Annotated in this window: 23 protein-coding genes and 1 pseudogene; 4 read left to right on the top strand and 20 right to left on the bottom strand. The window is 63.7% G+C overall.

Annotation, left to right across the window (positions count from 1 at the left end):
- Window positions 1-19: 19 nt before the first annotated feature.
- From C6558_RS07470 to C6558_RS07490, 5 genes are all read right to left on the bottom strand, one after another.
- Complete coding sequence (locus C6558_RS07470; protein WP_025427833.1) at window positions 20-835, bottom strand: ABC transporter permease; 816 nt, start codon at window positions 833-835, stop codon at window positions 20-22.
- Window positions 825-1,775, bottom strand: coding sequence for an ABC transporter permease (locus C6558_RS07475; protein ID WP_025427832.1), 951 nt, complete (start codon window positions 1,773-1,775; stop codon window positions 825-827). Before C6558_RS07475 ends, C6558_RS07470 begins: the two co-directional genes overlap by 11 nt.
- Entirely contained in the window at window positions 1,772-2,770 is a 999-nt protein-coding gene (locus C6558_RS07480; protein WP_025427831.1) for an ABC transporter ATP-binding protein, read from the bottom strand. The genes C6558_RS07475 and C6558_RS07480 overlap by 4 nt, the downstream gene beginning before the upstream one ends.
- 190 nt (window positions 2,771-2,960) lie before the next feature.
- Window positions 2,961-4,121, bottom strand: coding sequence for an ABC transporter substrate-binding protein (locus C6558_RS07485; protein WP_025427830.1), 1,161 nt, complete (start codon window positions 4,119-4,121; stop codon window positions 2,961-2,963).
- Window positions 4,122-4,326: 205 nt separating this feature from the next.
- Window positions 4,327-5,235: a LysR family transcriptional regulator gene (locus tag C6558_RS07490; RefSeq protein WP_025427829.1), complete on the bottom strand. Its 909-nt coding sequence runs from the start codon at window positions 5,233-5,235 to the stop codon at window positions 4,327-4,329.
- A 160-nt stretch (window positions 5,236-5,395) separates the two neighbouring features.
- On the opposite strand from C6558_RS07490, the gene C6558_RS07495 reads away from it, so the two are divergent.
- A complete protein-coding gene (locus C6558_RS07495; RefSeq protein ID WP_025427828.1) occupies window positions 5,396-6,319 on the top strand; it encodes an alpha/beta hydrolase in 924 nt (307 codons plus the stop codon).
- 43 nt (window positions 6,320-6,362) lie between these two features.
- Here the strand turns inward: C6558_RS07495 and msrA are convergent, their stop codons facing one another.
- Window positions 6,363-7,040 carry a peptide-methionine (S)-S-oxide reductase MsrA gene (msrA, locus tag C6558_RS07500; protein WP_038577286.1) on the bottom strand — a complete coding sequence of 226 codons (678 nt, stop codon included), beginning with the start codon at window positions 7,038-7,040 and terminating at the stop codon, window positions 6,363-6,365.
- A 232-nt stretch (window positions 7,041-7,272) separates the two neighbouring features.
- Here msrA and C6558_RS07505 point away from each other — a divergent pair, with 232 nt between their 5' ends.
- Window positions 7,273-7,674 carry an ACT domain-containing protein gene (locus tag C6558_RS07505; RefSeq protein WP_025427826.1) on the top strand — a complete coding sequence of 134 codons (402 nt, stop codon included), beginning with the start codon at window positions 7,273-7,275 and terminating at the stop codon, window positions 7,672-7,674.
- 12 nt (window positions 7,675-7,686) lie between these two features.
- Here C6558_RS07505 and C6558_RS07510 read toward each other — a convergent pair whose 3' ends face one another.
- From C6558_RS07510 to C6558_RS07540, 7 genes and pseudogenes are all read right to left on the bottom strand, one after another.
- Window positions 7,687-8,106 (bottom strand): GFA family protein, encoded by a 420-nt coding sequence (locus tag C6558_RS07510; RefSeq protein WP_025427825.1) that lies wholly within the window; start codon window positions 8,104-8,106, stop codon window positions 7,687-7,689.
- 124 nt (window positions 8,107-8,230) lie between these two features.
- The gene (locus tag C6558_RS07515; RefSeq protein WP_234907748.1) at window positions 8,231-9,826 is read right to left on the bottom strand and encodes an MFS transporter; all 1,596 of its coding nucleotides are present in this window, start codon (window positions 9,824-9,826) and stop codon (window positions 8,231-8,233) included.
- Entirely contained in the window at window positions 9,819-10,286 is a 468-nt protein-coding gene (locus C6558_RS07520) for an SRPBCC domain-containing protein (RefSeq protein WP_371412246.1), read from the bottom strand. Before C6558_RS07520 ends, C6558_RS07515 begins: the two co-directional genes overlap by 8 nt.
- A gap of 133 nt (window positions 10,287-10,419) precedes the next feature.
- Window positions 10,420-10,987, bottom strand: a pseudogene (locus tag C6558_RS07525) (TetR/AcrR family transcriptional regulator).
- Window positions 10,984-11,478 carry an HPP family protein gene (locus C6558_RS07530; RefSeq protein ID WP_057211088.1) on the bottom strand — a complete coding sequence of 165 codons (495 nt, stop codon included), beginning with the start codon at window positions 11,476-11,478 and terminating at the stop codon, window positions 10,984-10,986. Before C6558_RS07530 ends, C6558_RS07525 begins: the two are co-directional and overlap by 4 nt.
- A gap of 66 nt (window positions 11,479-11,544) precedes the next feature.
- The gene (locus C6558_RS07535; RefSeq protein WP_057211091.1) at window positions 11,545-13,539 is read right to left on the bottom strand and encodes a CocE/NonD family hydrolase; all 1,995 of its coding nucleotides are present in this window, start codon (window positions 13,537-13,539) and stop codon (window positions 11,545-11,547) included.
- Window positions 13,540-13,661: 122 nt separating this feature from the next.
- Window positions 13,662-15,251, bottom strand: a complete 1,590-nt coding sequence (locus C6558_RS07540) for an ABC transporter substrate-binding protein (protein WP_025427820.1) — start codon at window positions 15,249-15,251, stop codon at window positions 13,662-13,664.
- Window positions 15,252-15,379: 128 nt separating this feature from the next.
- On the opposite strand from C6558_RS07540, the gene C6558_RS07545 reads away from it, so the two are divergent.
- Together C6558_RS07545 and C6558_RS07555 are read left to right on the top strand one after the other, a co-directional pair.
- Window positions 15,380-16,174 (top strand): helix-turn-helix transcriptional regulator, encoded by a 795-nt coding sequence (locus C6558_RS07545; RefSeq protein ID WP_057211094.1) that lies wholly within the window; start codon window positions 15,380-15,382, stop codon window positions 16,172-16,174.
- Window positions 16,175-16,347: 173 nt separating this feature from the next.
- Window positions 16,348-16,689 (top strand): PAAR domain-containing protein, encoded by a 342-nt coding sequence (locus C6558_RS07555; RefSeq protein ID WP_107027134.1) that lies wholly within the window; start codon window positions 16,348-16,350, stop codon window positions 16,687-16,689.
- 81 nt (window positions 16,690-16,770) lie between these two features.
- Here C6558_RS07555 and C6558_RS07560 read toward each other — a convergent pair whose 3' ends face one another.
- The 7 genes from C6558_RS07560 to C6558_RS07590 form a co-directional block, all read right to left on the bottom strand.
- Window positions 16,771-18,423: an ABC transporter ATP-binding protein gene (locus tag C6558_RS07560; RefSeq protein ID WP_025427817.1), complete on the bottom strand. Its 1,653-nt coding sequence runs from the start codon at window positions 18,421-18,423 to the stop codon at window positions 16,771-16,773.
- Window positions 18,416-19,243: an ABC transporter permease gene (locus C6558_RS07565; protein ID WP_025427816.1), complete on the bottom strand. Its 828-nt coding sequence runs from the start codon at window positions 19,241-19,243 to the stop codon at window positions 18,416-18,418. The genes C6558_RS07560 and C6558_RS07565 overlap by 8 nt, the downstream gene beginning before the upstream one ends.
- Window positions 19,240-20,355: an ABC transporter permease gene (locus tag C6558_RS07570; protein ID WP_025427815.1), complete on the bottom strand. Its 1,116-nt coding sequence runs from the start codon at window positions 20,353-20,355 to the stop codon at window positions 19,240-19,242. Before C6558_RS07570 ends, C6558_RS07565 begins: the two co-directional genes overlap by 4 nt.
- The gene (locus C6558_RS07575; protein WP_025427814.1) at window positions 20,355-21,944 is read right to left on the bottom strand and encodes an ABC transporter substrate-binding protein; all 1,590 of its coding nucleotides are present in this window, start codon (window positions 21,942-21,944) and stop codon (window positions 20,355-20,357) included. Before C6558_RS07575 ends, C6558_RS07570 begins: the two co-directional genes overlap by 1 nt.
- A gap of 340 nt (window positions 21,945-22,284) precedes the next feature.
- Entirely contained in the window at window positions 22,285-23,067 is a 783-nt protein-coding gene (locus C6558_RS07580) for a carnitinyl-CoA dehydratase (RefSeq protein WP_025427813.1), read from the bottom strand.
- A gap of 4 nt (window positions 23,068-23,071) precedes the next feature.
- Window positions 23,072-25,138: an acetate--CoA ligase family protein gene (locus C6558_RS07585; protein ID WP_025427812.1), complete on the bottom strand. Its 2,067-nt coding sequence runs from the start codon at window positions 25,136-25,138 to the stop codon at window positions 23,072-23,074.
- A gap of 230 nt (window positions 25,139-25,368) precedes the next feature.
- Entirely contained in the window at window positions 25,369-26,529 is a 1,161-nt protein-coding gene (locus C6558_RS07590; RefSeq protein ID WP_025427811.1) for an acyl-CoA dehydrogenase family protein, read from the bottom strand.
- Window positions 26,530-26,687 lie beyond the last annotated feature (158 nt).

Raw genomic sequence — 26,687 nt, forward strand, 5'->3', positions numbered from 1 at the left:
TCTCCCTTGAAAGTCGAGTTCACTTGCCGGCACCGGCGATCTGGTCGCCGTCGCGGGTCAGGTAGTAGGCGCCGAGGATCGGCAGGAAAGTGACCAGCACCACGATCATGGCGACCACGTTGGTCACCGGTCGCTGGCGCGGGCGGATGAGTTCTTCGAGCATCCAGATCGGCAGCGTCGACTGCTGGCCGGCGGTGAAGGTGGTGACGATCACCTCGTCGAAGGACAGCGCGAAGGCGAGCATGCCGCCGGCAAGAAGTGCGGTGCCGATGTTCGGCAGGATGATGTGGCGGAAGGTCTGGAAGCCGTCGGCACCCAGGTCCATCGAGGCTTCGATCAGCGAGCCCGATATGCGGCGGAAACGGGCCACCGCATTGTTGTAGACGACGACGATGCAGAAGGTCGCGTGACCGAGCACGATCGTCCAGAAGGAGAATGGCATCTCCGCCATGGAAAAGGCCGAGCGCAGCGCGATGCCGGTGATGATGCCGGGCAGCGCGATCGGCAGGATGACCAGCAGCGAGATCGTCTCGCGGCCGAAGAAGCGGGTCTGGCTGACGGCGGCGGCACAGAGCGTGCCGAGCACCAGGGCGACCGCGGTCGCGATCGAGGCGACCTTGACCGAGAGCGTCAGCGCCGCCCAGACATCCGGCCGGTTCCAGGCAACCGCAAACCATTGTGTCGTCAGCCCCGGCGGCGGGAACTGGTAGCTCTTTTCCTCCGTGGTGAAGGCATAGAGGAAGATCAGCAGGATTGGCACATGCATGAAGGCGAGGCCGGCGGCAGCTGCGATCTTCAGTCCGAGGGGCGAGCGGTTGAGGCGGTCAGAGCGCATCGAAGGCCCCCATGCGTTTGGCCATCCAGAGATAGGCGCCCATGATGACGATCGGCACCACGGTAAAGGCGGCGGCAAGCGGAATGTTGCCGGCAGTGCCCTGCTGGGCATAGACCGCCTGACCGATGAACAGCCGGGAGGAGCCGATGATCTGCGGAATGATGTAATCGCCGAGCGTCAGCGAGAAGGTGAAGATCGAGCCGGCGACGATGCCCGGCAGCGCCAGCGGGAAGAGCACGTGGCGAAAGGTCTGGGCCGGCGTGCCGCCGAGATCGGAGGAGGCCTCGATGAGGTTGGTCGGCACGCGCTCCAGCGCTGCCTGGATCGGCAGGATCATGAACGGCATCCAGACATAGACGAAGACGATGAAGGTGCCGGTGTAGCTGACCGAGAGCGAGTTGCCCCCGACGACGGGAAGCGAGAGCCAGGCATCGAGCACCCACAGAAGATGCAGCTTCGCGAGGAACCAGGTGACGATGCCTTCCTTGGCCAGGATCAGCTTCCAGGCATAGATCTTGACCAGGTAGCTCGACCAGAGCGGCAGCATGACGCCGAGATAGAACAGCACCTTCCATTTTCCCTGCGCGTAGCGCGCCGCGTAATAGGCGATCGGGAAGGCGATGAGCGCCGAGGCGAGCGTCACGATTGCCGCCATTGATACGGTGCGCAGGATGATGTCGAGATTGGTTTCGCTCAGCAGCTGGCGGTAGGTGGCGAAGGTGAACTCGTAATTGATCAGGCCGGAGAAGTCGTCGATCGAGAAGAAGCTCTGCAGCAGGAGAGCAAAGAGCGAGCCGACATAGACGACGCCGAGCCATAAGAGCGGCGGCGCCAGCATGACGACAAGCAGCACATGCGGGTGCTTCCAGAAGAAGTCCGAGAGCCGGCCGGTCGGGCCGCGGCGATCCGGGACTGCGAGATTTTCAGCGACGGCGGTCATGCGTCCTCCATCGGGTGCAGTTCGTCGGCGGCAAAGCTGATAGTGACGGGGCTGCCGATTTGCGGGACGGCGAGCGAGGCGGGGCTTGCAACCGCGATGCGCGCGCCTTCGACGTCGACGACGACGCGGTTGACCGCGCCGAGGAAACTATGGGCCGACACGGTGCCGTTGAGGCTGAGCGCGCCTTCGCGCGGGGCCGACAGCGCGATCGCCTCGGGGCGAAGGCTGGCATAGGAGGATCTGACGCCCAGCCTCTGGCACAGCTTTGCCGGCAAGACGTTTGACGAGCCGACGAAATCGGCGACGAAGCGTGTCTTCGGCTGCTTGTAGACTTCTTCTGGGCTGCCGAGCTGCTGGATGCGGCCGTCGTTGAAGACGGCGATGCGGTCGGCCATCGACAGCGCTTCGCCCTGATCGTGGGTGACGAAGACGAAGGTGATGCCGAGCGATTTTTGCAGGGTCTTCAGTTCCTCCTGCATCTGCTCGCGCAGCTTCAGGTCGAGCGCGCCGAGCGGCTCGTCGAGCAAAAGCACCTTGGGCTTGTTCACCAGCGCGCGGGCGAGCGCCACGCGCTGACGCTGGCCACCCGAGAGCTGGCCGGGGCGGCGGCTGCCATAGTCCGGCAGCTTGACCATGGCGAGCGCATCTGCCGCCGCCTTGCGGCGCTCCTCGCGGCCGACGCCCTTGACCATCAGCCCGTAGGCAACGTTGTCGAGGATCGAGAGATGCGGGAACAGCGCATAGTCCTGGAACACGGTGTTGACGCTGCGGCGATAGGGCGGCACGCCCTCCGCGGTTTCGCCGAAGATTTCGATATGACCGCCTGTCGGCTGTTCAAAGCCGGCCATCAGCCTCAGGCAGGTGGTCTTGCCCGAGCCCGAGGGGCCGAGCATGGCGAAGAACTCGCCCTCGGCGACTTCGAGGTCCACACCATCGACCGCGCGTACGGCGCCGAAGTGGCGGGAAACATTGTCGAAAAGAACGGCGGTGGACATCAAATTGCTCCAGGATTCCAGCCCCTCATCCCGCTGCCGCAACCTTCTCCCCGCTCGGGGGGAGAAGGGAACGTGCGGTTGGCGTCTCGCCCAAAGCTCACCCGGCGGGTTTGCCGGGGGCGTTCCCTCTCCCCGCGTGCGGGGAGAGGGTCAGGGTGAGGGGCGATGCTTGCGATATGGTCGTGGCGGCTCAGCGACCGCCGATAACGCCGATGTAGTCGGAGACCCAGCGGTGGTAAGGCACACATTCGCCCTGGCTTGCGCATTTCGTCACCGGCGTCTTCCAGAACTTGACCTTGTCGAAGTCCTCGTAGCCGTTGGTCTTGCAGCCGGCGTCGGTCAGAAGGTCATTGCCCTTGCAGGCTGCGCCGACGGACGGGTTGGCGCCGAACCAGGCAGAGACGTCGCCCTGGACCTTTGGCGACAGCGAATGCTCCATCCACATATAGGCGCAGTTCGGATGGGCGCTTTCGGCGTGCAGCATGGTGGTGTCAGCCCATCCGGTGACCCCTTCTTCCGGGATGGTTGAGGCGATCGGCAGCTTTTCGGCTTCCATCAGGTTGACCTGGAACGGCCAGGAGCCGGAGGCGACGACGCCTTCGTTCTTGAAGTCGTCGATCTGGATCATCGCATCGTGCCAGTAGCGGCCGACGAGCGTGCGCTGGGTGCGCAGCAGATCGAGCGCTGCCTTGTACTGGTCTTCGTTGAGTTCGTAGGGATCCTTGATGCCGAGCTCGGGCTTGTGCTTGATCAGGTAGTTGGCGGCGTCGGCGACATGGATCGGGCCGTCATAGGCCTGGACACGGCCCTTGTTGGACTTGCCGTCGGGCAGGTTCATTTCCTCGAAGACGACGTTCCAGCTCTTCGGCGCTTCGCCCTTGAAGGCATCCTTGTTGTACATCAGCACGTTCGGACCCCAGACATAGGGAGTGCCGTAGTGAACGCCGTTGACCGTGTGCCAGGGCGCGTTCTGCATGCGCTCGTCGATCGTCTTCCAGCTGGGGATGAGATCGGTGTTGATCGGCTGGACGCGCTTGCCGGCGACGAGCCGCATCGAGGCGTCGCCCGAGGCGGTGACGAGGTCGAAGCCGCCTTCGTTCATCAGCGCCACCATTTCGTCGGAGGTCGCGGCCGTCTTGACGCTGACCTTGCAGCCGGTCTGCTTTTCGAAATCGGTGACCCAGTCGTAGTTCTTGTCGGTCTCGCCGCGCTCGATGTAGCCAGCCCAGGCGACGATCGACAGTTCGCCTTCGCCCTTGCCCAGTTCCTTCAGCGGCTCCTGCGCCAAGGCGGGCGCCACGAGGCCGAGCGACAACGTCAGCGCGGTGCAGGATTTCAGGATCTGCTTCATCTGAATTCTCCCAATTTTGAGCCGCATTTTACGGCTTCGTTCCCAGATTGAAACGTGCCTTGATTTCTCCGCATTCGCAAATTCATTAATCAGAATGCCGCTATCGGTTTTACCGATATCAGGGCCGTGTCAAGGCTCCAACGTGCCCGGCAAATGCCGAGTAGCTACATGATTTTACTCGTGGTTCTGGATCGCACCGGGATTTTTAGCGCGGCCGGGCGCTGCGAAGCGCTTCGGCTATGCCGACGAAATCGCGGGCCGATTGCGGCAGGCTGGAGCCCTTGCGCCAGACCATGCCGACCTGGACGACGGGCAGGGCGCCGGAGACGTCGCGGCTCTCGATGCGGTCGCCTTCAAGCGACCAGGGGCGGTAGACGAGATCGGGCAGGAGCGCGATGCCGGCGCCAGTCGCCACCAGGCTGCGCACCGCTTCGACCGAGCGGGTGCGGAAGGCGACATGCGGGCGGGCGCCGAGCGCCGACAGCAGCTTGCCGGTGTTCTCCTCGATTTCATCCACCGTCAGCATGATCAGCGGCTCCTTGGCGATATCGCTGATCGAGATGATGTCGGCGCTGACAAGCGGATGGCCGATCGGCAGCCAGAGGCGATAGGGCGAGGTTTCGAGAATCTCAGCCTGCAGCGCCATGCGGTCGCGCAGGTTGGAAATGACCATGACGGCAACGTCGAGTTCGCCGCCGATCAGCAGGTGTTCGAGATATGAGCCGTTGTCCTCGATGGCACTGACATCGACGCCGGGACAGGCGCGGCGATAGCGAGCGAGCAGGTCGGAGAGGACGTAACCGGCAACCAGCGAGGTGACGCCGAGATTGAGCTTGCCGCCGGTTTCCTCGCGGCTGTCGGAAAAACTGCGCCGGGCGTCGGAGACATCGGAGAGGATCTTGGTCGCATGCCGCAGGAACTGATGGCCGTTGTGGGTGATCGAAAGACCGCGCGGATGCCGGTCGAACAGCTCGACGCCGAGGTCCCCTTCAAGCTCCTTGATCGCCTCGGTGATCGAGGATTGCGAGATCGAGAGGTTCTGCGCCGCCCGCGTGATCGAGCCTTGCTCGGCGACGGCGACGAAATACTGCAACTGTCTGAAGGTGAAGGCCATCCGTGCAGTTAATCGTTGTGGAGGCGCGCTTGCAAGCGCTGCCAAGAGATCGTCCCCGACAACGCAACTGCGGCGGGATTTGTCCGGTTATGTCGGTTTCCGGATAGAAGACCGGCGGCCTGCTGCTAGACTTCCGCCGGAGAGATCAGGGAGGCGGACTTTGGATCAGGCTGTATCGAAACCGATGCCGACGGAGGAGGGCATCCTCGCCTTTCACCGGCGCTGCGAAGAATTCTATCCCGCCGATGCGGTCGATGCGTCGATCGAACAGCAGCGCAAATGGTACGATGCGCTCTGCGCAGAGTTCGACGCGCCGTCGCCGGCGGGGCTGACGCGCGAGGACGAGCTTGTCGACGGCCGGATCCCGATCCGGCGCTATCGGCCGGCGAGCGTTTCGACCGACACCCGAATCTACTACATTCACGGCGGCGGTTGGGTCGTCGGCTCGCTCGACAGCCATGACGCCATCTGCGCCGAGCTTGCCGATTTCGCAAGGGCAGAACTGGTGTCGGTTGATTATCGGCTGGCGCCCGACCACGTCTGGCCAGCCGCCTTCGAGGATTGCTACGCGGTCTTGAATTTCCTGGTGGCCGATGGCCGACCGGTGGTGGTCGTCGGCGACAGTGCCGGCGGGAACCTGACCGCAGGCATCGTGTTGAAGGCCCGGGCGGACGGGGTGTCTGGTATCGTCGGGCAGGCGCTGATCTATCCTGGCCTCGGCGGTGACCTGGCTTCCGGTTCCTATCTCGAAATGTCCGATGCGCCGGGACTGACGACTGCCGATACCAGCTACTACCGAAAGATTTTGCAGGCGCCGGCCGACGACCCGTTTGCGGTGCCGCTGGCGGAGAAGGATCTTTCCGGCTTACCGCCGACCTATATCGCTGGTGCCTATTTCGACCCCTTGCGCGATGACGCGCGCCTCTATGCCGCGCGGCTTGCGACGGCCGGCGTCAACGTCACCTTTCGCGAAGAGCCGCAGATGATCCACGCCTGGCTGCGGGCACGGCACATGAGTGAGGGTGCGCGCGAAGGCTTTCGGCGCTTGGCCGAAGGTATTGCGGTGCTTGTCGGAACCGGCTGAACGCTCCAGTTTTCACCGGAGCGCAATTGCGGGCGGAAACGCGCTAGCTCTTCGCCTTGAACACCAGCACCGGATTGGGGCGGAAGCTCTGCGGGAACAGTTTGCGCAGGCTCTCGATCTTCGGCATGTCGTTGTAGACGATGTAGGGATAGGTCGGGTTGCGCGTCAGGAAATCCTGATGGTAGCCCTCCGCGACATAGAAGCCCTTCAGCGGCGCGATCTCGGTGACGATCTCGGTCGGAAAGACGCCTGATTTTCCGAGCTCGGCGACGTAGGCCTCGGCGATCTTCTTCTGCTCCGGCGTGGCAACGAACAGAGCCGAACGATACTGCGTGCCGTGATCCGGCCCCTGATAGTTCAGCTGCGTCGGGTTGTGGCCGACGGAGAAGAAGATCTGCAACAGCTTGCCGTAGCTGACCTGGCTCGGATCGTAGGTCACTTCCACCGATTCCGCGTGGCCGGTGTCGCCATTGCTGACCGCCTCATAGGACGCCGTGTCGCGGCTGCCGCCGGCATAGCCCGAGACAGCGTTGGTCACGCCCTTCACATGCTGGAAGACGCCCTGGACGCCCCAGAAACAACCGCCGGCAAATACCGCCGTTTCCGGACCGCTGGCCGCTTTCTCATCCAGCGACGGCGGGGGAATGGATACGGCCGGTTCGGCGGCGCGGGCTGAGGGCGCAATCGAAAGGGCGGCGCAGATGGCAAGTGCCGGAGCCATCAGCCAGAGATGGTGGTTGATAGCCGGAGCGAACGGCAGAATGTTGCGTGTCGAAGACATGGTTGCTTCCTCTGCCGCGTTCGGGCGGCGGCCGTGTGAACCCATGTTTTTCGCGGACCCGGCCGAATGCAAATCGCAAGAGCGTGCTTCACGGCAATGTGACGATCCGCTACCACTGCATTGGCGACTTGATCCCGCATAGCGGGGACTGTGGAAGGTTAGAGGAGGGGTGATGGCTGGCGAAACGGATTTGACGAAGCTGCTGGCGACGATGGCGCCGGTTCTGTTTCCGCAGACCTATGTCTATTGCACCGTGCCCCATGACGAGGCGCAGCGTTACATGCCGGTGGAGCCGCTTGCCACCTATCGCGAGGACGAGGGGCTGACGCTGATCCTGGAGCGTCATGCTGCCGATGCGGCCGGCCTTTCCTATGGTCCGCTGCTTCGCCGCATCACGCTCAATGTGCATTCGGCGCTTGAGGCGGTCGGGCTGACGGCGGCGGTGGCGACGGCGCTGACGCGGGAGGGCATCAGTGCCAACGTCGTGGCCGCCTATTATCATGACCACATCTTCGTGCCGGAGGCCGATGCCGAGCGTGCGCTCGAGGCGCTGCTGGCATTGAGCCCGGCCTGATCGCCTCGGCGATCACATGAAGCGGATGTCGCGCGGCGGGTTTTCGTAGTCGTCGTGACGACCGTTCTCGTAGATGATCGGTGCCGTGCCGAGTTCCTCGTCGCTGACGCCGTCAACGCAGGCGACGTTGACGGCGTAGAAATGGCCGAGGAAATCCTCGAGATAGCCGCGCGAAAACGGCCGGATGCCGCAGCGGCTGCAGAAGTAGTGATCGACGTCGCCCTCCCGCCAGTTCGAAGGCTCCGCCCGATAGCTCGTCAACGCCTCCTTGCCCCTGGTGATGGCAAACTCGTCGCGCAGCGCGAAGGATTTCTGCATGCGCGTCTTGGCGCAGAAACTGCAATTGCAGCGGCGGATGCCTTCGGCAAGGTCGAGCTGGCATTCGAACTCAACGGTGCCGCAGTGGCAGCTGCCGCGATAGCGCTTTTTCATCGGACGGGCTCCTGTCTTTGGACAGTCGTCGGCTGTCCCTGGTCTTTCGACCGGGGAAACGACGCTGGCGAGTTGAACGTTGATGCGATTTATGTGTTGGCGTCCGTTGTGCGGACGCCGGTTATTATCCGGCTTTGACCGAGGCCTCCGCCTCGTCGGCAATTGCCGGATCGCTGTCGGCGCCGTCACCGGTTGCCTTGCGCAAGAGCAGGAAGGCGAGCAGTGCCGTCAGCAGCGACAGGGCCACGCAGATCGATGCGGTGAAGGCAAACGAATTGGTGAACACGTCGCGGGCGGCATTGAGCAGCCGTTCGGATTGCTCGCCCGGAAGTTGCTCGGCGATGGCGACGGCGCCGCCAAGCGTCTGGCGTGCGGCCTCCACGGTCTCAGTCGGAAGGCCGGTGACGATCACGGCGTCCATGCGGGTGCGATAGGCTGATGTCAGCATGCTGCCGAGCACGGCGATCCCGAGCGCACCGCCGAACTCGAAGCTCGTCTCCGAGATCGCCGATGCAGCGCCGGCGCGCTCCGGCGGGGCGGAGCCGACGATCAGGTCCGTCGTCAGCGTGCCCACTGGCGCAAAGCCGAGGCAGAGAACGACGAGGCCCGTCGTGACGAGCAGCGGACTGCTCGTCGTTTCGACCTGGGTGCAGATCGCAAAGCCGATGGCGGTCAGCACGAAGCCGGCAGCAATCAGGTTCGAGGCGGCATAGCGGGCGGCAAGCGACGGAACCAGGATCGAACCGAGCACCATGGCGACCCCTGTCGGCACCGACCAGAGACCGGCGACGAAGGGCGACAGGCCGAGCACGAGCTGCAGATACTGCGCCACGAACAGGAAGGCGCCAAAGCCGACGAACAGGCCGAGAATATTAACGCCGAGGGCGGCGCTGAAAGCCGGGGTCCTGAACAAGGCGAGGTCGATCAACGGATCGGCAAGCCGGCTCTGGCGCCGGGCAAACAGGATGGCGACGGTCAGCCCGAGCAGGATGAAGAACACGGCGGTGACGTCGAGACCGTCCTCGGCGATGCGCTTCATGCCATAGATTACCGACAGCACGGCAACCAGCGACTGTCCGGCACTGATGAAATCGAGCCGGCCGGCATTCGGATCGCGGAACTCCGGCAGCAGCATGGGACCGAGGATCAGAAGCAGGATCATCACAGGCACCGCGAGCAGGAACACCGAACCCCACCAGAACTGAGACAGCATCAGCCCGCCGACGACAGGGCCGATGGCGCCGCCGGCGGAGAAGCTGGCGATCCAGATGCCGATCGCCAGCGTGCGCTGCTTGTCATCGAGGAACATGTTGCGGATCAGCGACAGCGTCGAGGGCGCCAAGGTTGCTGCTGCGACGCCGAGGACAGCACGTGCGAGGATCAGCGTTTCGGCGCTCCAGGCGAAGGCGGCCAGCACCGAGGCGATGCCGAAGGCGATGGAGCCGATCATCAAGAGCCGGCGCCGGCCGATGCGGTCGCCAAGCGTGCCCATGGTGATCAGAGAGCCCGCCACCATGAAACCGTAGATATCGACGATCCACAGGAGCTGCGAGGCCGATGGCTTCAGCTGCTCGGTCAGTTGCGGCACCGCGAGATTCAGGACCGTCAGGTCCATCGAATAGAGCATGCAGGGCAAGGCGAGGACGGCAAGGCCGATCCACTCCCGCCGCGTGGCCTTCGGGCCCGGTGTGTTGTCCGCGGTGGTCATTGTCTCAGACATCGGAAAGATACTCCTCCAGTCTTTCGAGGCACTCGCCCCAGCCTTCCTGGTGCGAGTCGCGCTCGTCGACGCTGTCGAAGGGGGTCTGGTGGAAGGTCAGACGGGTCTTGCCGCCGACATCGACGAATGAAACGGTGATCAGCGTGTCGGCACCCGGCTTGCCTTCTTCGTCCCAGGCGAAGGTGAAGATGAGTTTCTCCGGCTCGATCACCTCGCGATAGACGCCGCCCATCCAATAGTCGCGCCCTTCCGGCGAACGGATGCAGGCGCGCCAGGCGCCGCCGGGGCGGAAATCCATCGTCAGCGAGTGCGGGCTGAAATCGCGCGGTCCCCACCAGCGCAAGGCATGCTCGGGCGTTGACCATACCCTAAACACCAGGCTGCGCGGCGCATCGAAGATCCTGGTGATTTCGAGGCTCAGTCTGTGTTCGCGCGATGCGTTTTCACTGGTCATTGCCATAACAATTCCTCCCGCAGCCAGCGCTGTCGCTTGGCGCGGCCGTTCTTTAACCTGAAAGTTATTTAACTTGATGGTTAATAACTGGGCGCGCGGGGAATTGTCAAGGCGGCCGAGGCCTGAGATCTGATTTTTGTCAGTTATGCGACAGGGTGCATCGGCCCTTAAGGCGGAGGGGCACGCGGCCGAAAGCTTCGGCGTCACCAAGGCTGCGGGCAAGAATGAGTGCCCCCTGGATGCCGCCGATCACTTCTTCGGCCAGCGCCTGCCGCTCGTTCTCGGCGATACCCTGGCGGCCGAGCGCCTCGGCGAGGGCAGTCCGCCAATCGGCAAAGTATCGGGTGAGCTCGACGGAGAAGCGATCATGGGCGCCGCTGGCGGGCAATGACGCCCATCAGGCAGAGGCGGCGTCCCCGGCGAAAGTAGCTGTCGACGGAGGCAAACATGTCGTCGATCGCAGCCGCCGGCCTTTCGCTGTTGCGCAGCAGGTCGAATATGTTGGTCTGGAACCATAGGGCGATGTCGCCAAGCACCGCCTCGGCCATCTCCTCCTTCCCACCAGGGAAGAAGTGATAGAGGCTGCCCTTGCCGAGCCCGGTCTTCTCGGTGATCAGGTTGAGGCTCGCGCCATCATAGCCGTGTTCGCGAAAGACCTCCGCGAGCGTGGCGATGACGTCCTGGCGCTCGGCGACGACGCGGCTCATGCGGGTTTCCTCGGCAGCGGATACTCGACCTTGCCAAAACGATGAAACAGCGTTCCAACCGCAACCAGCACCAATGAGCCGGTCAGAACGGGGAAAAGCAGGAAGTCGAGGCCGGGGTCGCTGGCAAAGACCACGAGCGGAGTGGCGCCCGCCGGCGGATGGGTGATGCGCAGCGCTGCCATCAGCGCGATCGCAGCACCGACCGCAAGGCCGACCGCCCACCACTCATTGGGGAAGACTGCGCGCATGACGAGGCCGACCAGCGTCGCGATGAAATGTCCACCGACGACATTGGCGGGCTGGGAGAGCGGGCTGCCGGCGACCGAGAAGATCAGCACGCAGCTGGCGCCAAACGGCGCCATCAGAAGCGGTTCGCCGACGATATTGGTGAGCGCGCCGACGGCGGCGATGGCCACGAGGCCACCCATGCCGGCAACGAGGCCGCGGCCGATATGGACGGCAGGTTGGTGGCAATTGAAGAAATGGCGCACGACTGTAACTATCAGTAAAATGTTTACCGATTGGTGCAGTCATACGCTTTTGGAGCCAAGACGGTGTTACATCAGGTCGCGTGCGACCCGCTTGGCAAAGCTCTTCTCGAAGATGGGCGCGTCGTTTTCATAGGCGACGATCTTGGCTTCGGTGATCCAGTCGTCGGCATCGCAGGTGAGAACCGAGGTCGAGACCGTGCGCACCGACCAGCCCTCGCGTTTGGAAATGCAGGTCCAGGTCGAGGTGCCGATCATCGAATGCGGATTGTCGGGAGCGATGGACCAGGTCTCGTCGCGGATGTCCTGCGTCGCGAGCCCGGTATCCGGATGCTCGCTCAAGCCCCCATCCTCGTAGATGCGATAGTGGGTGACGCCGTTGGTCATGTCGCGTTCGACGGTGCGGCTGGTGCTGCCGGCCGTCCGCTCGATGTATTTCGGCAGCGGATCCGGATTTTCCGGCTCCGGCACGACGACCTCGTTGTGCTGGCCGAGCAGCGGAAGGGCAAGCGTCAGGCTCGCTGTGTCGATGGTGAGGCCGGGATCATCAGGCGGCGGCAAAATCATCGGCCAGTAGGACGTCGACAGCGACAGCCGGATGCGGTGGCCGGCGCGCACGCGATAGCCGCAGGCGTCGAGCACCAGTGTGATCCGCGTGCGGCGACCCTTTTCCATTGCCCGCGGTTCGGCATTGCCGTCGCGATGCGCCAGATTGAGCACGCCGAAGGCGATGCGGGTGGCGGTACCATCCGGGTGCACGTCGACGATGCGGGCGACAAGGTTGGCCGTGTCGGCCGGGCAGGTGACATCGACCGAGAGGCTTGGCTGGCCGAGATAGTCTTCAGCCTCCAGCAGCGGCCGCGTTTCGAAGGTCAGCGCTCCGGCATCGTCGATGCGCTGGTCACCGGCCATTTCGGCATCGGGTTTCAGGGTGAAATATTCGCCGGAAGCCGTGCCGGTATCGAGCGGTGATTTCAGATAGACCTCGCCGGTGCCCATATCTTTGGCGTCGGTGGAAAGCCTGCCGTCGAGCGTGATGCCGAGAACCTGCATCTCCGGCTTTTGCCAGACGTCCTTGGCGACCCAGCGGCCAGGGTCGTTGTCGCGCCGGACGGCCGGGCGCGGGCCGTCGAGGATATAGGCGCGCACCTGCGGTCCGCCTTCGGCGCCGTTCTTTTCGTCGCGCAGCCAACGGTTCCACCAGCGGATCGCCTCGCCGTGAAAATCGGCGCGGGGCTTTGGCCAGGCGAAATGCGGATATTTGTGCACCCAGGGGCCGATCAGCGCCTTGGCCTTTGCGCCGAGGCCCTCGACGGCTTTCAGCGGCGTGTTGCGATAACCGTCGGCCCAACCGGCGATGACGAGCGCGGGAGTGTCGAAGCCGCCGAAATCCTCCGAGATCGAGCCGTGCTGCCAGAAGGCGTCGCGGCGCTGATGCTCGAGCCATTCCTCCATGAAGTAGGGTTCGTTCTCCAGGCGCTCCAGCCACATCTCCTTCCAGCGGTCGCCGACGATCGCAGGGTCGGGCGCGCGCGATTGATAGGCAAGCATGGTCGCCGCCCAGGAAAGCTGGGCGGAGAGATGGCACCCATTCTTGTAATGGATGTCGTCGTTGTAGCGGTCGACGGTCGAGGCGATCGAGATCACCGCCTTCAGCGCCGGCGGCTTGAGGGCTGCCACCTGCAGGCAGTTGAAGCCGCCCCAGGAGATGCCCATCATCCCGACCTTGCCATTCGACCACGGCTGGGCGGCGATCCATTCGATGATCTCGCAGCCGTCGGAAAGCTCGCGCGGCGTATATTCGCCATCGATGACGCCATCGGATTCGCCCGAGCCGCGAATGTCGACGCGCACGCCGGCAATGCCGGCGGCGGCAAAGACCGGATAGGTCGATTCATCGCGGAGACTCGTGCCGCCGCGCTTGCGGTAGGGCAGGTATTCGAGCACGGCCGGCACCGGCTCAGCGTCGGCGCCATCCGGCATCCAGATGCGGGCGGCAAGCCGCGTGCCGTCCTTCAATCGGATCCACTCGTTCTCGATCAGGGTGAATTCACGCTCTGACATATCGGTTGTTCCGCTCACTCTCATTGTTCTTACGCGTTTCCAGACGCAAAACCGCTAAACACTTCTGCTGGAAATGCTCTAACGCATTGTTTTTACGCACTTCCGTACGCGAAACCGTGTTCTTAGCTGTCGAACCAGACGCGGCTGGCAACATAGCCGTTCGAAAGGTCGTTGCCGATGTCGTGGACGAAACCCTTCAGCGATGCGGAAGCGGCGTTCACGTAGTCGTTGAACACCGGCAGGATCAGGCCGCCCTCGTCGCGCACCGTCATCGCCATCGTACGGTACATCTCCTTGCGCTTGGCATCGTCGAGCTCCGAGCGGGCCTGAAGCAGGAGCTTGTCGAAGTCCTCGCGCTTGAAGCGCGTGTCGTTCCACTCGGCGCTGGAGAGATAGGAGGTGGAGTAGCGTGAATCCTGCGTCGGCCGGCCGCCCCAGTAGGAGGCGCAGAACGGCTGGACGTTCCAGACATTGGTCCAGTAGCCATCCTCCGGCTCGCGGCGCACTTCGAGCTCGATACCGGCCTTCTTGGCGCTTTCCTGGAACAGAACCGCGGCGTCGATGGCGCCGGGGAAGGCGGCATCCGAGGTGCGCAGAAGGATCGGCCGGTCGTGGCCCGATTTCTTGAAGTGGAAGGCGGCCTTGTCGGGGTCATAGGCGCGCTGCTCGATGCCCTCGGGCGCCAGCGCATAGTTCTCGTTGACCGGATAGTCGTTGCCGAGCGTGCCGAAACCACCGACAACGCGGTCGAGAATCGCCTGTCGGTCGACCGCATATTTGAGTGCGAGCCTCAGGTCGTTGTTGTCGAAGGGCGCCGTGTCGCAATGCATCAGGAAGCTGTAGAAGCCCTTGCCGGCGGTCCGGAGAATCTCGACGCGCGGCGCACGCTTCAGGAGCGGCACCGTCTTCGGGTCGATGTTGTTGATGAAATGCACCTGGCCGGAGGAAAGCGCGGCGATGCGCGCGGTCGTGTCGTTCATCACGATGATTTCGACGCTGTCGACGAAGCCGCGGTCCTGGCGCCAGTCATTGGCGTTCTTCTCGAAGGTCGAGCGCAGGCCGGCTTCATAGCTTGCAAGCTTGTAGGGGCCGGTGCCGATGGGCGAGGCGGGATTGTCGACGCCGCCGCGTGGCTGGATGATCAGGTGATAGTCGGTCAGAAGCAGCGGCAGGTCGGCATTGCCTTCGGTCAGTGTCAGCACCAGCGCGCCGGCCTTTTCCTCGATGTTCTTGATCGAGCGCATCAAGCCGAGCGCACCTGATTTCGAGCCTTCGTCCGAATGCCGCTTCAGCGTGGCGATGACATCGGCGATGGTCATCTTGCTGCCGTCGTGGAAGCTGACGTCGCTGCGGATCTTGAAGGTCCATTGCGACGCATCCGCCGAGGGCTCCCAGGATTCGGCCAGTGCCGGCAGCGGCGCGCCGGTCTTCGGATCGGATTCGACCAGGGTGTCGCCCCAGAGGTGGCCGATGACGAAGGACACCGAGCCGCTATAGCCGGCGGGATCGAGCGTATCGGTGGTGGCGCCGCCCTTCAGGCCCAGTTTCAGGTGACCGCCGCGCTTGGGCTCCTCGGCGCGTGCATCGCCCGCAACCATCGTGCCGCCCAAGCCTGCCGCCAGACCGAGGGCCGCGGTGCCCGCCAGGAAGCCGCGGCGGTTGATGCCTGTCGGCACGATGAGGCCGTCGGGACGCTTGGTGAATTCGCTCATATGCAGGTTCCCTCTGAAGTGTTGTTTCAAGGGAAAACCTAACGGCTGCGGCGGGTTGCACAATTTCGCGACTTGACGCTGATTTACGCGACTTTACGCTATCTGTTCCGGATCGCTGGGAGCCGCTCGTGCACGACGCCGACAACTTTGCCGCCAATCTTCGTTTCGCCTGCGCGACGCGGCGCTCGATCTCGCAGATCTGTCGCGAGATCGGCATCAACCGTCAGCAGTTCAACCGCTACATCAGTGGCGAGGCGCGGCCGTCGGCGCATAATGTCGCGCGCATCGCCAGCTTCTTCGGGCTGCAGGCGCAGGACTTTTCCCTGTCGTCGAAACTGTTCGAAGCCCGCATGGTCAGGCCCGATCGCGACCGCTCGCAAGCCGGGCTGCTGCTTGAAGGATTTCCCGGTGATCTGGCCGGGCTTCGCCGCCATATCGGCTATTACCAGACCTACCATCTCTCGCCGTCGTGGCCCGGCCGCGTCGTCTGTTCCTGCGCCCGCATTCACGAGGAGAGCGGATCGATCCGGGTGAAGTCGATTGAGCGCATCCGCGATGCCGCCAACGAAATCCAGCAGTTTTCGAAATATGTCGGCCTCGTCACCTTCTGGCGCAATCGCATCTTCATCGCCGAGCGCAGCGTCGGGCGCCAGCCGATGCTGTCGCAGACGATCCTGATGCCGTTCGAAGTGCATCAGCGCGTCTATCTGCGCGGCACGACCATGGGCGTTTCCTGGCGCAAGGAAAACCTGCCCTATGCCTCGCGGATGATCTGGCGCACCCTCGGCCAGGAGCCGGATATCCGGCAGATGCTGTCGCGCTGCGGCGTGCTGGCCACAGGCTCGCGGCAGATGCCCTCGACGGTCAGGGCCTTTCTCGAAACGCCTGATGCCGACGTGCTGACGGTGCCGACCGATTATTGAGATAGCGTGCGCGGCGTTGCCGACTTAAAGCGCATCGCGATCTCCAGGTTTGCTCGCTGCGCTTTAAGTTCTTGTTTCTACGCATGTCGTTATCGCAAAACCGCTGCGCACTTTTGCGCGACATGCTCTAGATTGCGTTGCATTCCGCGTCTGCACCGTCGAAGGAGAAGCTGATGAAATCTGCAGATATCGCCATGTCTGGACTTCTGCTCGCGGTCTCGGCCATGCCGTCTGCCGCCGAAGATGCGCGCCCGCCCATCCCGGCTTGCGCGCTTTCCGGCTCCACCAGCGTCATGATCGGCGGCCAGCCGGCGCTTCGGCTCTCCGACGTCGCCAACTGTCCGCCGGAGCTTTACGAGGTGGTGCCGAGCATCATGATCGAAGGGCAGCCGGTCGCGCATTTCCGGTCAGGCAGTGGCGCCACCGGCGACTGCACCGCCAAGGCGGAGCCGTCGGTGACCTTTGAGGGCGAAGCGGCGCAACAATTGGGCGATGTCGATTGCAAGGTGAAGTGACGGCTGGATCGTCTTGACCAACCTAGCCCTCTCCCCGCAGGCGGGGAGAGGGGACTACGTAGGCACTTTCGGCGCTGGCCCTCAGTTGCCCGCACTTTCCATGCGGCGGGTCGTCAGCACCCGCTCCAGCCAGCCGATTTCCATCTCGGGAACGGACTTTAGCAACAGGTCGGTATAGTCGTCGAAGGGCGGTGCCAGCACCTTGGACTTCGGGCCGAAACGCACCAGCCGGCCGCGATGCATCACCGCGACGCTGTCGGCAATCGCCCGGACGATGGCGATGTCGTGGGTGATAAAGACATAGGAAACAGCGGTTTCCTCCTGAAGCTTCAAAAGCAGATTCAGGATGCCTTCGGCCACCAGCGGGTCGAGGGCCGAGGTTGGCTCGTCGCAGAGGATGAGTTCCGGCTCCGCGGCGAGCGCCCGGGCAATGGCGACGCGCTGCTTCTGGCCGCCGGAAAGCTCGGCCGGATAGCGATCGAGGAACTTCGTTCCCATCTCGATCTGGTCGAGCAGTTCCTTGACCCGCGCCGTCTTCTTGGCGCCATGCATGCCGAAGTAGAAGGACAGCGGTCGGCCGACGATGTCGCGCACCGTTTGGCGCGGGTTCATCGCCGTATCGGCCATCTGGTAGATCATCTGGATGCGGCGCAGTTCGTCGTTGCTGCGGCCCTTCAAGGCGCGCGGCAGTTCCTTGCCTTCGAAGGTGATGCGCCCTTCGGTCGGCGGCAAGAGGCCGGTGATGACGCGCGCCAGCGTCGACTTGCCGGAACCGCTTTCGCCAACGATCGCCAACGTCTGGCCCTTGGGCAGATGCATGGAAACGTCGTGCAGCACCTTGAAGCCGTTGGCATAGCCAGCGCTGATATGCTCGATCTTCAATTGCGTGCCGGTCTGGTCCGGCGCTTCTTCGCGCTTGGTCTGGCGTACGCTGACCAGTGCCCGGGTATAGTCTTCGGCCGGAGCCTCGATCACCTGTTTGGTGGTGCCGTACTCCACCGTCTTGCCGTGGCGCAGCACCATGATGTCGTCGGAGATCTGGGCGACAACGGCAAGGTCATGGGTGATGTAGAGGGCTGCGGTGTGCGTTTCCTCGATCGCGTGCTTGATCGCGGCGAGCACGTCGATCTGGGTCGTCACGTCGAGCGCCGTCGTCGGCTCGTCGAAGACGATCAGCTCCGGGTTGGGGCAGAGCGCCATAGCGGTCATCGCCCGCTGCAACTGACCGCCGGAAACCTGGTGAGGATAACGCTCGCCGAAGCTTTCCGGATTCGGCAAGCCGAGCACCTGGAACAGGTAGAGCGCACGCTTTTTTGCTTCCTCGCGGTTCATGATGCCGTGGCGAAGCGATGCCTCGATCACCTGATCACCGAGCCGGTGCGCCGGGTTGAAGGCGGCGGCCGCCGACTGTGCGACGTAGCAGACGCGGGCGCCGCGGATCGAGCGGATGCCGTTCTTGTCGAGCGGCAGGATATCCTTGCCGTCGAGCAGCACCTGGCCCCCGGTGATGCGCACGCCACCGCGGCCATAGGCGAGCGCCGACAGGCCAATGGTCGACTTGCCGGCCCCGGATTCGCCGATCAGGCCAAGCACCTTGCCCTTCTGGAGGTCGAAGGAAACGCCTTCGACCAGGGTCACGGTTTTCGGTGGCTCGCCCGGGGGATAGCTGGTCGCTTCGATCTTCAGGTTCTTGACGGAAAGAAGCGTGTTCTTGTCAGGTGAAGCCTCAGGCATCGCCACGCCCTCCTTTCAGGCTGGAGGTTCTCTTCATCAGCCAGTCGACCACGAGGTTGACGCAGATCGCCAGTGTCGCGATCGCAGCACCCGGGATCAGGGCAGCTGATATGCCGAAGATGATGCCATCCTTGTTGTCCTTGACCATGCCGCCCCAGTCGGCGGCCGGCGGCTGGATGCCGAGGCCGAGGAAGGAGAGGGTGGAAAGAAACAGGATGGAAAAGGCAAAGCGCAGGCCGAACTCGGCAAGCAGCGGCGACAACGTGTTGGGCAGGATCTCGCGGAAGATGATCCAGACGCTGCCTTCGCCTCTTAGTCTGGCCGCCTCGACGAACTCCATGACCGCGACATCGAGCGCGACCGCGCGGCCGATGCGGAACACGCGGGTGGAATCGAGCACGGCCATGACCAGGATCAGGATCCACAGATGCTGCGGCAGCACCGCCAGCACGACGAGGGCGAAGATCAGCGTCGGGATCGCCATCATCAGATCGTTGAAGCGGGAGAAGAACTGGTCGACGAACCCGCCCATGACCGCGGCGGTGAAGGAGAGGATCATGCCGAGCGAGAAGGACAGCACGGTTGCCGCCAGCGCCACGAAGATGGTGGTGCGGGCGCCGTAGATCAGGCGCGACAGCAGGTCGCGCCCGAGATTGTCGGTGCCGAGCAGGAAGTCGCCACCGGAAGGAAGCCAGACGTCGCCGACGACCTCGCGTTCGCCGAAGGGGGCGATGACAGGGGCGAACAGGGCGCAGAAGATCGCAATGGCGATGCCGGCGATGCCGATCCAGGCGCTAAGGGGGATGGATCTCAGGTTCATCGCGGATGCCTCAGTCTCGGGTTGGCGAGAATGGCGATAATGTCGGCCGCCATGTTGAGGAAGATGTAGAAAGCCGCGAAGATCAGGCCGCAGGCCTGCACGACCGGCATGTCGCGCACGGTCACGGCATCCACCATGTATTGCCCCATGCCGGGATAGACGAACACCACCTCGACCACGACGACGCCGACGACGAGATAGGCAAGGTTGAGCGCGATGACGTTGATAACAGGTGCCACGGCATTGGGAGCGGCGTGGCGGGCGATGATGCGGAACATGCCAAGCCCTTTGAGTTCGGCCGTCTCGACATAGGCCGACGACATGACGTTGAGGATCGCCGCTCGGGTCATGCGCATCATGTGGGCGAGAACGACGAGCACGAGGGTTGCGACCGGAAGCGCGATCGCCGAAAGCCGCTCGCTGAAGGTCATGCTGTCATAGACCGTCGCCGGGAAGGTGGCGACGCCGAATTTGACGGCGAAGAACATGATCAGGAGATAGCCGACGAAGAACTCGGGCAGCGAGATGGCCGCCAGTGAGACGACGTTGATGATCTTGTCCGGCAGCCGGTTGCGGAACTGCACCGCCAGCATGCCCAAGCCGACGGCAAGCGGCACGGAGACGAGCGCGGCGAAGAAAGCGAGGAACAGCGAATTGCCGAGACGCTTGCCGATCTGTTCCCCGACCGAGTTCTTGCTGGCCCAGGAGGTGCCGAAGTCGCCTTGCACGGCGCCGCCGAGCCAGGAGAGGTAACGCTCGCTCCAGGGCTTGTCGAGGCCGAGGTCCTTGCGGATGTTTTCCACCGCCTGCGGCGTTGCCGACTGGCCGAGATAGGTGGTGGCGAAGTCGCCGGGAAGCGCCTCGATGCCGCCGAAGATCATCAGCGACACGGCAAAGAGCAGGCCGACGCTCAGGCCGAGGCGCTGAAGGATCAGCGCCGCGAGAGGACGGCGAAAGATAAAGCGCCGCCTGAAGGTGCCACCGAGTTCGCCCTGGGCGTCGGCGGGGTTGGGTTTTGCTGGTACACCGGAAAGATCGGCAGACCGCGGATGTGCTCCATCCGCGGTCCCATCCGTCGGAACCGGACCAGTCATCGGTCCGCTTTCCATCATCAGGCGTCGAGCCAGACGCGGGTCGCGACGTAGCCATTCGACATGTCGTTGCCGATATCGTGGACGTAGCCTTTCACCTGCTTGGTGGAGGCGTTCACGAAGTCGTTGAACATCGGCAGGATCAGGCCGCCTTCGTCGCGCACCATCATCGCCATGGTGCGATACATGTCCTTGCGCTTGGTCTCGTCCAGTTCGGAGCGTGCCTCGAGCAGGATCTTGTCGAAGTCGGGGCGCAGGAAGCGCGTGTCGTTCCAGTCGGCGGTGGACAGATAGGCTGTCGAATACATCTGGTCCTGGGTCGGGCGCCCGCCCCAGTAGGATGTGGAGAACGGCTGGACGTTCCAGACGTTCGTCCAGTAGCCGTCGCCCGGTTCGCGCTTGACCTCGATCTCGATGCCTGCCTTCTTCGCGCTTTCCTGGTAGAGCACGGCCGCATCGACGGCGCCTGGGAAGGCGACGTCGGAGGTGCGCAGCAGCACCGAGCCACTGTGGCCGGACTTCTTGTAATGGAAGGCCGCCTTGTCGGGGTCATAGGCGCGCTGCTCGATGCCTTCGGGGAAGAGGGCGTAGGTGTCGTTGATCGGGAAGTCGTTGCCGACCTTGCCGTAACCGCCGAGGATGCGCTCGACCATGGTCTCGCGGTCCATCGCATATTTCAGCGCCATGCGCAGGTCGATATTGTCGAACGGCGCAGTGTTGCAGTGCATGATGAAGACGTAGTGGCCGCGGCCGGACGTGTTCAGGATCTCGACGGTCGGCGCCTTCTTCAGGAGATTGACGGTCTTCGGATCGACGCGGTTGATGAAGTGGACCTGACCGGAGGAAAGGGCCGCGATGCGAGCGGTGGCATCGTTGATTGCAATCAGCTCGACCGAATCGACAAAGCCGCGATCCGTCCGCCAGTCGTCGGTGTTTCGCTCGAAGGTGGCGCGAACGCCGGCCTCGAAGCTCGCCACCTTGAAGGGTCCGGTGCCGATCATGGCGTCGGGAGCGTCGATGCCACCATTCGGCTGGATGATCAGGTGATAGTCGGACAGAAGCAGCGGCAGATCGGCATTGCCCTCCGTCAGCTTCAGCACCAGCTTGTCGCCGTCGGCCTTGATCTCCTCGATCGATTTCATCACGCCGAGCGCGCCGGACTCCGACTTCTCGTCGGTGTGGCGCTGCAGCGTCTTGATGACGTCGTCGATGGTCAGTTCCTTGCCGTCGTGGAACTTCACGCCCTTGCGGATGGCGAAGGTCCAGGTCGAGGCATCGGCAGATGGCTCCCAGGATTCGGCGAGCGCCGGCACGGGTGCGCCGGTGGTCGGATGGCTTTCGACCAGCATGTCGCCCCAGTTGCGGCCGACGACGAACATGAACTGCGAGAGTGCCTTGGCCGGATCTTTCGAGTCGGTCGCGGCAGCGCCTTCGAGGCCGAGTTTCAGATGGCCGCCGCGCTTCGGCTCCTGGGCCGCGGCGCTGGTGGCAAACAGTGTTCCTGCCGTCGATGCGAGGATGCCGGCTGCAGCCGCGCGTCCGAGAAATTCACGCCGGTTCATCCTGCCGAGCATGACCTGTCGTGTGAGGTAATCCTTGTAATCGCTCATTCCCCTGTTCCCTTCTGTGTCGGCATTCGCCGTTCGTTGTGGTTGGTAGAGATTGCTGCGTACCGCCACCTTGCGGATGGCTTTCGGATCGGCCGTTTGGGCCCATTTTTTGTCTTCGCTTGCCTCGTTTCTCCTTTCTCGGGCGGACGCTCTTGGCTTCAGATCGATAAGCCTAATCGCTCGATTGCACCTTGTAACGTCCTAAATTATAATTCATTTCCATAAGCTACATTTATGGATAGGCCTTCGGCGGCGCGCGGGAGACCCCACACGTTCCGTGACGTCGCTTTGCCGGTTCACCGGCCCGTCGTCAGTCCTGCGCCGCCCGTGGCAGCGTCTGTCAGCGCCCCTTCCAGACCGGGTCGCGCTTCTCGGCAAACGCCTTTGCGCCCTCCAGCTGGTCCTCGCTCGAATAAAGAATGTCGACAGTCTTGAACTGCCGGCGGGTGATCTTGTTCATCGTCGCCTGGAAGGTCTCGCCCTCGGCTGCGCGCACCACTTCCTTGATGGCGGCATAGACGAGCGGCGGGCCGCTCTCGAGCAGGCGGGCGAGCTCCCAGGCGCGCGCCATCAGCTTGTCGGCGGGCAGGATCTCGTTGACGAAGCCCCAGCGGTTGGCTTCGACGACATCGAGCCAGCGGCCGGTCAGGAGCATGTCCATGGCGATGTGATAGGGGATGCGCTTCGGCAGCTTGATCGAGGCGGCGTCGGCGACGGTGCCGGAGCGGATTTCCGGCAGCGCGAAGGTGGCGTGCTCGGCTGCGAGGATCAGATCGGTGGAAAGCGCGATTTCGAGGCCGCCACCGCAGCAGATGCCGTTGACGGCTGATATCACAGGCTTGTTGAGATCGCGCAGTTCCTGCATGCCGCCGAAGCCGCCGATGCCGTAGTCGCCATCGACAGCATCGCCGGCCGCCGCCGCCTTCAGGTCCCATCCCGGACAGAAGAATTTTTCGCCGGCCCCGGTGATGATGGCGACGCGCAGCGTGTCGTCGTCGCGAAAGTCGCGGAAGATCTCGCCCATCACCCGGCTGGTCTTCAGGTCGATGGCGTTCGCCTTCGGCCGGTCGATCGTGACTTCGAGAATGCCGCCTTCGCGGCGGGTAAGGATCGGTCCGGTCATGGCGTCAGTTCCTCCGGCGGATCAGGGCGTCGGCGGCGATGGCTCCATGGCCTTCCGGTAACACCATTAAAGGATTGATATCGAGTTCTTCGAGGTTTGAAGCGTTTGAAACGACATAGGATGCCGCAGCGGCGACAGCGTCGGCAAGGGCCGCGAAATCGCCCTTCGGTCCGCCGCGGTAGCCGTCGAGCAACTTCCTGATCTTCAGTCCGTCGATCGCCTCGCGGATCAGCTCCGGCGTCGTCGGCAGCGTCAGGATTGCGGAATCATCCAGCAGTTCCACGAGGATGCCGCCGGCGCCGATGGTCAGCACCGGGCCCGCGACGGGATCGCGCATCGCGCCGATGATGAGTTCGGCCACGGGTTTTGCCACCATCTTCTCGATGAGATAACCCGATGCCACGGCAGCCATGCCTTCCGCGGCGCTAAGCACCTCGGCACTGCTTGCAAGGTTCAGCTTGACGGCCCCGGCCTCGGTCTTGTGGGCGACGCCCAGCCCCTTGAGCACGACGGGGAAACCGAGGCTTTCGGCTGCCGTGGCGGCCTCTTGCGGCGTCGATGCGGTCGTGCCCGGCGGAACCTTAAGGCCCGAAGCCGCAAGCTCGGTCTTGGCTTCATGTTCGCTAAGGGTGATGGCATTGCCACCGCCTGAAACGCCGCCGTTCAGGAGCTTCGGCGGTGCGGGTCTGGCCCAGGCCGCGCCGATGCCGGCAGCGGTCTCGACGGCTGCCAACGCCTCGTCGATCCCAAAGAAGGGGATGACACCGGCAGCCATCAGAGAGAGTGCCGTCTGTTCCGGCATGTTTTCGCCGAGGCTGGCGACGATACCGGCGCGGGCGCTGGTCGCGTTTGCCGCATCGATCACCGCGTCGCAGGTCGTCACCCAGTCGGCCGCGTCGCAGCGGTCCTGGCGGGGGAAGTCCAGCACGATCAGGTTGAGCGCATAGCCGCCCTTCATCATCGCGCTGAAGGCGGTCGTCTGTTTCTCGCGGTTGCCCCAGACGAAGGTGTGGTAGTCGAGCGGGTTGGCGATCGTCACCATCTCGCCGAGGCTTTCCTTCAGGGGGCGTCGCTGTTCTTCCTTCAGTGCCCGGAAGTTGACGCGATAGCGCACGCCGGCATCCGCCATCAGCGAGGCCTCGCCGCCCGAACAGCTCATCGAGGAAATCTCGCTGCTTTCGAGCGGGCCGGCGACATGCAGCAGCTTCAACGTTTCCAGCAGCGCCGGCAGCGTGTCGACGCGGCCGATGCCGAGGCGGGCGAGAAGTGCGGAGGAGACCCGGTCGTTGCCGGCAAGCGAGGCCGTGTGCGAGACCGTGGCAAGCTGGGCTGCCTCCGACTTGCCGACCTTCAAAGTCACGACCGGCTTGCCGAGTTCACGGGCGCGCGTTGCCAGCCGCTCGAGCGCTGCAATGCTGTCGAAACCCTCGATATGCAGGCCGACGGCAGTGACGCGCGGATCTTCCAGCACGGCGCAGGCGATGTCGGACAGGCCGGTCTGCGCCTGGTTGCCGGCGGTCATGAGATAGGCGAGCGGCAGGCCGCGCGTCTGCATCGAGATGTTGCAAGCGATGTTGGAGGATTGCGTCAGGACGGCAACGCCTCTTTCGACGCGCTGCATACCGTGCTGGTCGGGCCAGAGCAGGGCGCCGTCGAGCATGTTGATGAAGCCGTAACAATTCGGGCCGACGATTGGCATGTCGCCGGCAGCGGCAACGAGCGCTTCCTGCATGTCGTTGCCGTCATCGAGTTCGCTTGCCGCCTCGCGAAAACCCGAGGCATAGCAGACGGCGCCGCCGGCACCGCGCGCCGAAAGCGCCGCGATGATGTCGATGGTGAGCTGCCGATTGACGCCGACGAAGGACGCGTCCGGTGCTCCGGGAAGGTCGGCGACCGAGCGGTAGCACCTGCGTCCGAGGATCTGGTCCTCCCTCGGATGCACCGGCCAGATATCGCCGGCGAAGCCCATCTTGTCGCATTGTTCGATGACCCGCCGCGCCTCCTTGCCGCCGAAGACGGCGATGGATTTTGGTCGGATCAGCCTGTCGAGGGAACGGGGTGTTTGGGTCATCTAATCAGACACTCCCACGTTCCTGTGTTTCGCGACGCCCTCATTCCTGTGCTCGTCACAGGAATCCAGCCGTCTTGCATCGGCAAGCCGGTGAAGAGTGTTTCTGCCTTGGAGGCGGTGTCGGGTCTGGTGTTCGTCAAAGGGTCAATCGCGGCACGGACGTGCCGCTGCTGGATTCCTGTGACGGGCACAGGAATGAGGGGTGGGGAGGAGCGCCGCTCGATCATTCGTTACGCTCCGAGCGGCCGCAGCAGGTCGCGGCTGATGATGTGGCGCTGGATCTCGGAGGTGCCGTCCCAGATGCGCTCGACGCGGGCGTCGCGCCAGAAGCGGGCGAGCGGCAGGTCGTCCATCAGCCCCATGCCGCCGAAGATCTGGATCGCCTCGTCGGTGACGCGGGCAAGCATTTCGGTGGCGTAGACCTTGGCAGAGGCGATCTCGCGGTTGGAGGGCAGGCCCTGGTCGAGGCGCCAGGCGGCCGAAAGCGTCAGCAGATCGGCGGCGTCGATCTCGGTGATCATGTCGGCGAGCTTGAAGGAGACGCCCTGGTTGGCGCCGATCGGCTTGCCGAACTGCTTGCGCTCGGCGGCGTAGTTCAGCGCGTAATCGAAGGCGCGACGCGCGCGGCCGACCGAGGTCGCAGCCACCGTCAGCCGTGTGGCGAACAGCCAGTCGTTGGCGACGTCGAAGCCTTTGTGTACTTCGCCGAGGATCTGGGCGGAGGGCAGGCGGCAGTCGTCGAAGGTCAGGATGCAGTTGTTGTAACCGCGGTGGGAGACGGAGCTGTAACCCTTGCGGATCTCGAAGCCGGGCGTGCCGCGGTCGACGAGGAAGCAGGTGATCTTCTTTTTTGGCCCGCGCGGTGTGTCCTCTTCACCCGTTGCGATGAAGACGATGACGAAATCGGCGATGTCCGCATGGCTGATGAAATGCTTGGTGCCGTTGACGATCCAGTCGTCGCCGTCCTTGCGGGCAAAGCACTTCATGCCGCGCACGTCGGAGCCGGCATCCGGCTCGGTCATGGCGAGCGCGTCGAACTTGTCGCCCTTGACCGCCGGCAGCAGGTATCTTTCGCGCTGCTCGTCGTTGCAGGCCATCAGGATGCCCGAAGGGCGGCCGAAGAAGACGGTGAGGCCCATCGAGCCGCGGCCGAGCTCGCGTTCGACCAGCGTGAAGGACGTATGGTCGAGACCGGCGCCGCCCACCTCTTCGGGGAAATTGCAGCCGAAGAAGCCGATTTCCTTGCACTTGCGGGCAATATCCTGGCCCAGTTCGGGCGGCACGATACCCGTGCGCTCGACCTCGTCCTCATACGGATAGATTTCGGTCTCGACGAAGCTGCGGACCGTGTCGACGATCATCTGCTGTTCATCGGTCAGTGCGAAATTCATGTGTTCTCCCTCGCAATTTATCTGCCTGCCCTCTGGCCGATCTCCCCATCGGCCGCTGGCATGCGCGGTTGCCTGCCCCTCACCCTAACCCTCTCCCCGCAGGCGGGGAGAGGGGACGCTTTGCGGCTGCGCTCCTACTGCCGAAGACAGGGGCGAGC

The organism is Ensifer sp. NM-2 (assembly GCF_003024455.1).
In the GTDB taxonomy this organism is placed as follows: Bacteria; Pseudomonadota; Alphaproteobacteria; order Rhizobiales; family Rhizobiaceae; genus Ensifer; species Ensifer canadensis.

Excerpts from the sequence above, each read along its gene's own strand:
- C6558_RS07590 (WP_025427811.1), bottom strand. The coding sequence starts at position 26,529 with ATGAATTTCGCACTGACCGATGAACAGCAGATGATCGTCGACACGGTC.
- C6558_RS07515 (WP_234907748.1), bottom strand. The coding sequence starts at position 9,826 with ATGTCTGAGACAATGACCACCGCGGACAACACACCGGGCCCGAAGGCC.
- C6558_RS07485 (WP_025427830.1), bottom strand. The coding sequence starts at position 4,121 with ATGAAGCAGATCCTGAAATCCTGCACCGCGCTGACGTTGTCGCTCGGC.
- msrA (WP_038577286.1), bottom strand. The coding sequence starts at position 7,040 with ATGGCTCCGGCACTTGCCATCTGCGCCGCCCTTTCGATTGCGCCCTCA.
- C6558_RS07470 (WP_025427833.1), bottom strand. The coding sequence starts at position 835 with ATGCGCTCTGACCGCCTCAACCGCTCGCCCCTCGGACTGAAGATCGCA.
- C6558_RS07570 (WP_025427815.1), bottom strand. The coding sequence starts at position 20,355 with ATGATGGAAAGCGGACCGATGACTGGTCCGGTTCCGACGGATGGGACC.
- C6558_RS07580 (WP_025427813.1), bottom strand. The coding sequence starts at position 23,067 with ATGACCGGACCGATCCTTACCCGCCGCGAAGGCGGCATTCTCGAAGTC.
- C6558_RS07520 (WP_371412246.1), bottom strand. The coding sequence starts at position 10,286 with ATGGCAATGACCAGTGAAAACGCATCGCGCGAACACAGACTGAGCCTC.
- C6558_RS07490 (WP_025427829.1), bottom strand. The coding sequence starts at position 5,235 with ATGGCCTTCACCTTCAGACAGTTGCAGTATTTCGTCGCCGTCGCCGAG.
- C6558_RS07535 (WP_057211091.1), bottom strand. The coding sequence starts at position 13,539 with ATGTCAGAGCGTGAATTCACCCTGATCGAGAACGAGTGGATCCGATTG.
- C6558_RS07555 (WP_107027134.1), top strand. The coding sequence starts at position 16,348 with ATGAAATCTGCAGATATCGCCATGTCTGGACTTCTGCTCGCGGTCTCG.
- C6558_RS07560 (WP_025427817.1), bottom strand. The coding sequence starts at position 18,423 with ATGCCTGAGGCTTCACCTGACAAGAACACGCTTCTTTCCGTCAAGAAC.
- C6558_RS07565 (WP_025427816.1), bottom strand. The coding sequence starts at position 19,243 with ATGAACCTGAGATCCATCCCCCTTAGCGCCTGGATCGGCATCGCCGGC.
- C6558_RS07475 (WP_025427832.1), bottom strand. The coding sequence starts at position 1,775 with ATGACCGCCGTCGCTGAAAATCTCGCAGTCCCGGATCGCCGCGGCCCG.
- C6558_RS07510 (WP_025427825.1), bottom strand. The coding sequence starts at position 8,106 with ATGAAAAAGCGCTATCGCGGCAGCTGCCACTGCGGCACCGTTGAGTTC.
- C6558_RS07505 (WP_025427826.1), top strand. The coding sequence starts at position 7,273 with ATGGCTGGCGAAACGGATTTGACGAAGCTGCTGGCGACGATGGCGCCG.
- C6558_RS07575 (WP_025427814.1), bottom strand. The coding sequence starts at position 21,944 with ATGAGCGATTACAAGGATTACCTCACACGACAGGTCATGCTCGGCAGG.
- C6558_RS07480 (WP_025427831.1), bottom strand. The coding sequence starts at position 2,770 with ATGTCCACCGCCGTTCTTTTCGACAATGTTTCCCGCCACTTCGGCGCC.
- C6558_RS07585 (WP_025427812.1), bottom strand. The coding sequence starts at position 25,138 with ATGACCCAAACACCCCGTTCCCTCGACAGGCTGATCCGACCAAAATCC.
- C6558_RS07540 (WP_025427820.1), bottom strand. The coding sequence starts at position 15,251 with ATGAGCGAATTCACCAAGCGTCCCGACGGCCTCATCGTGCCGACAGGC.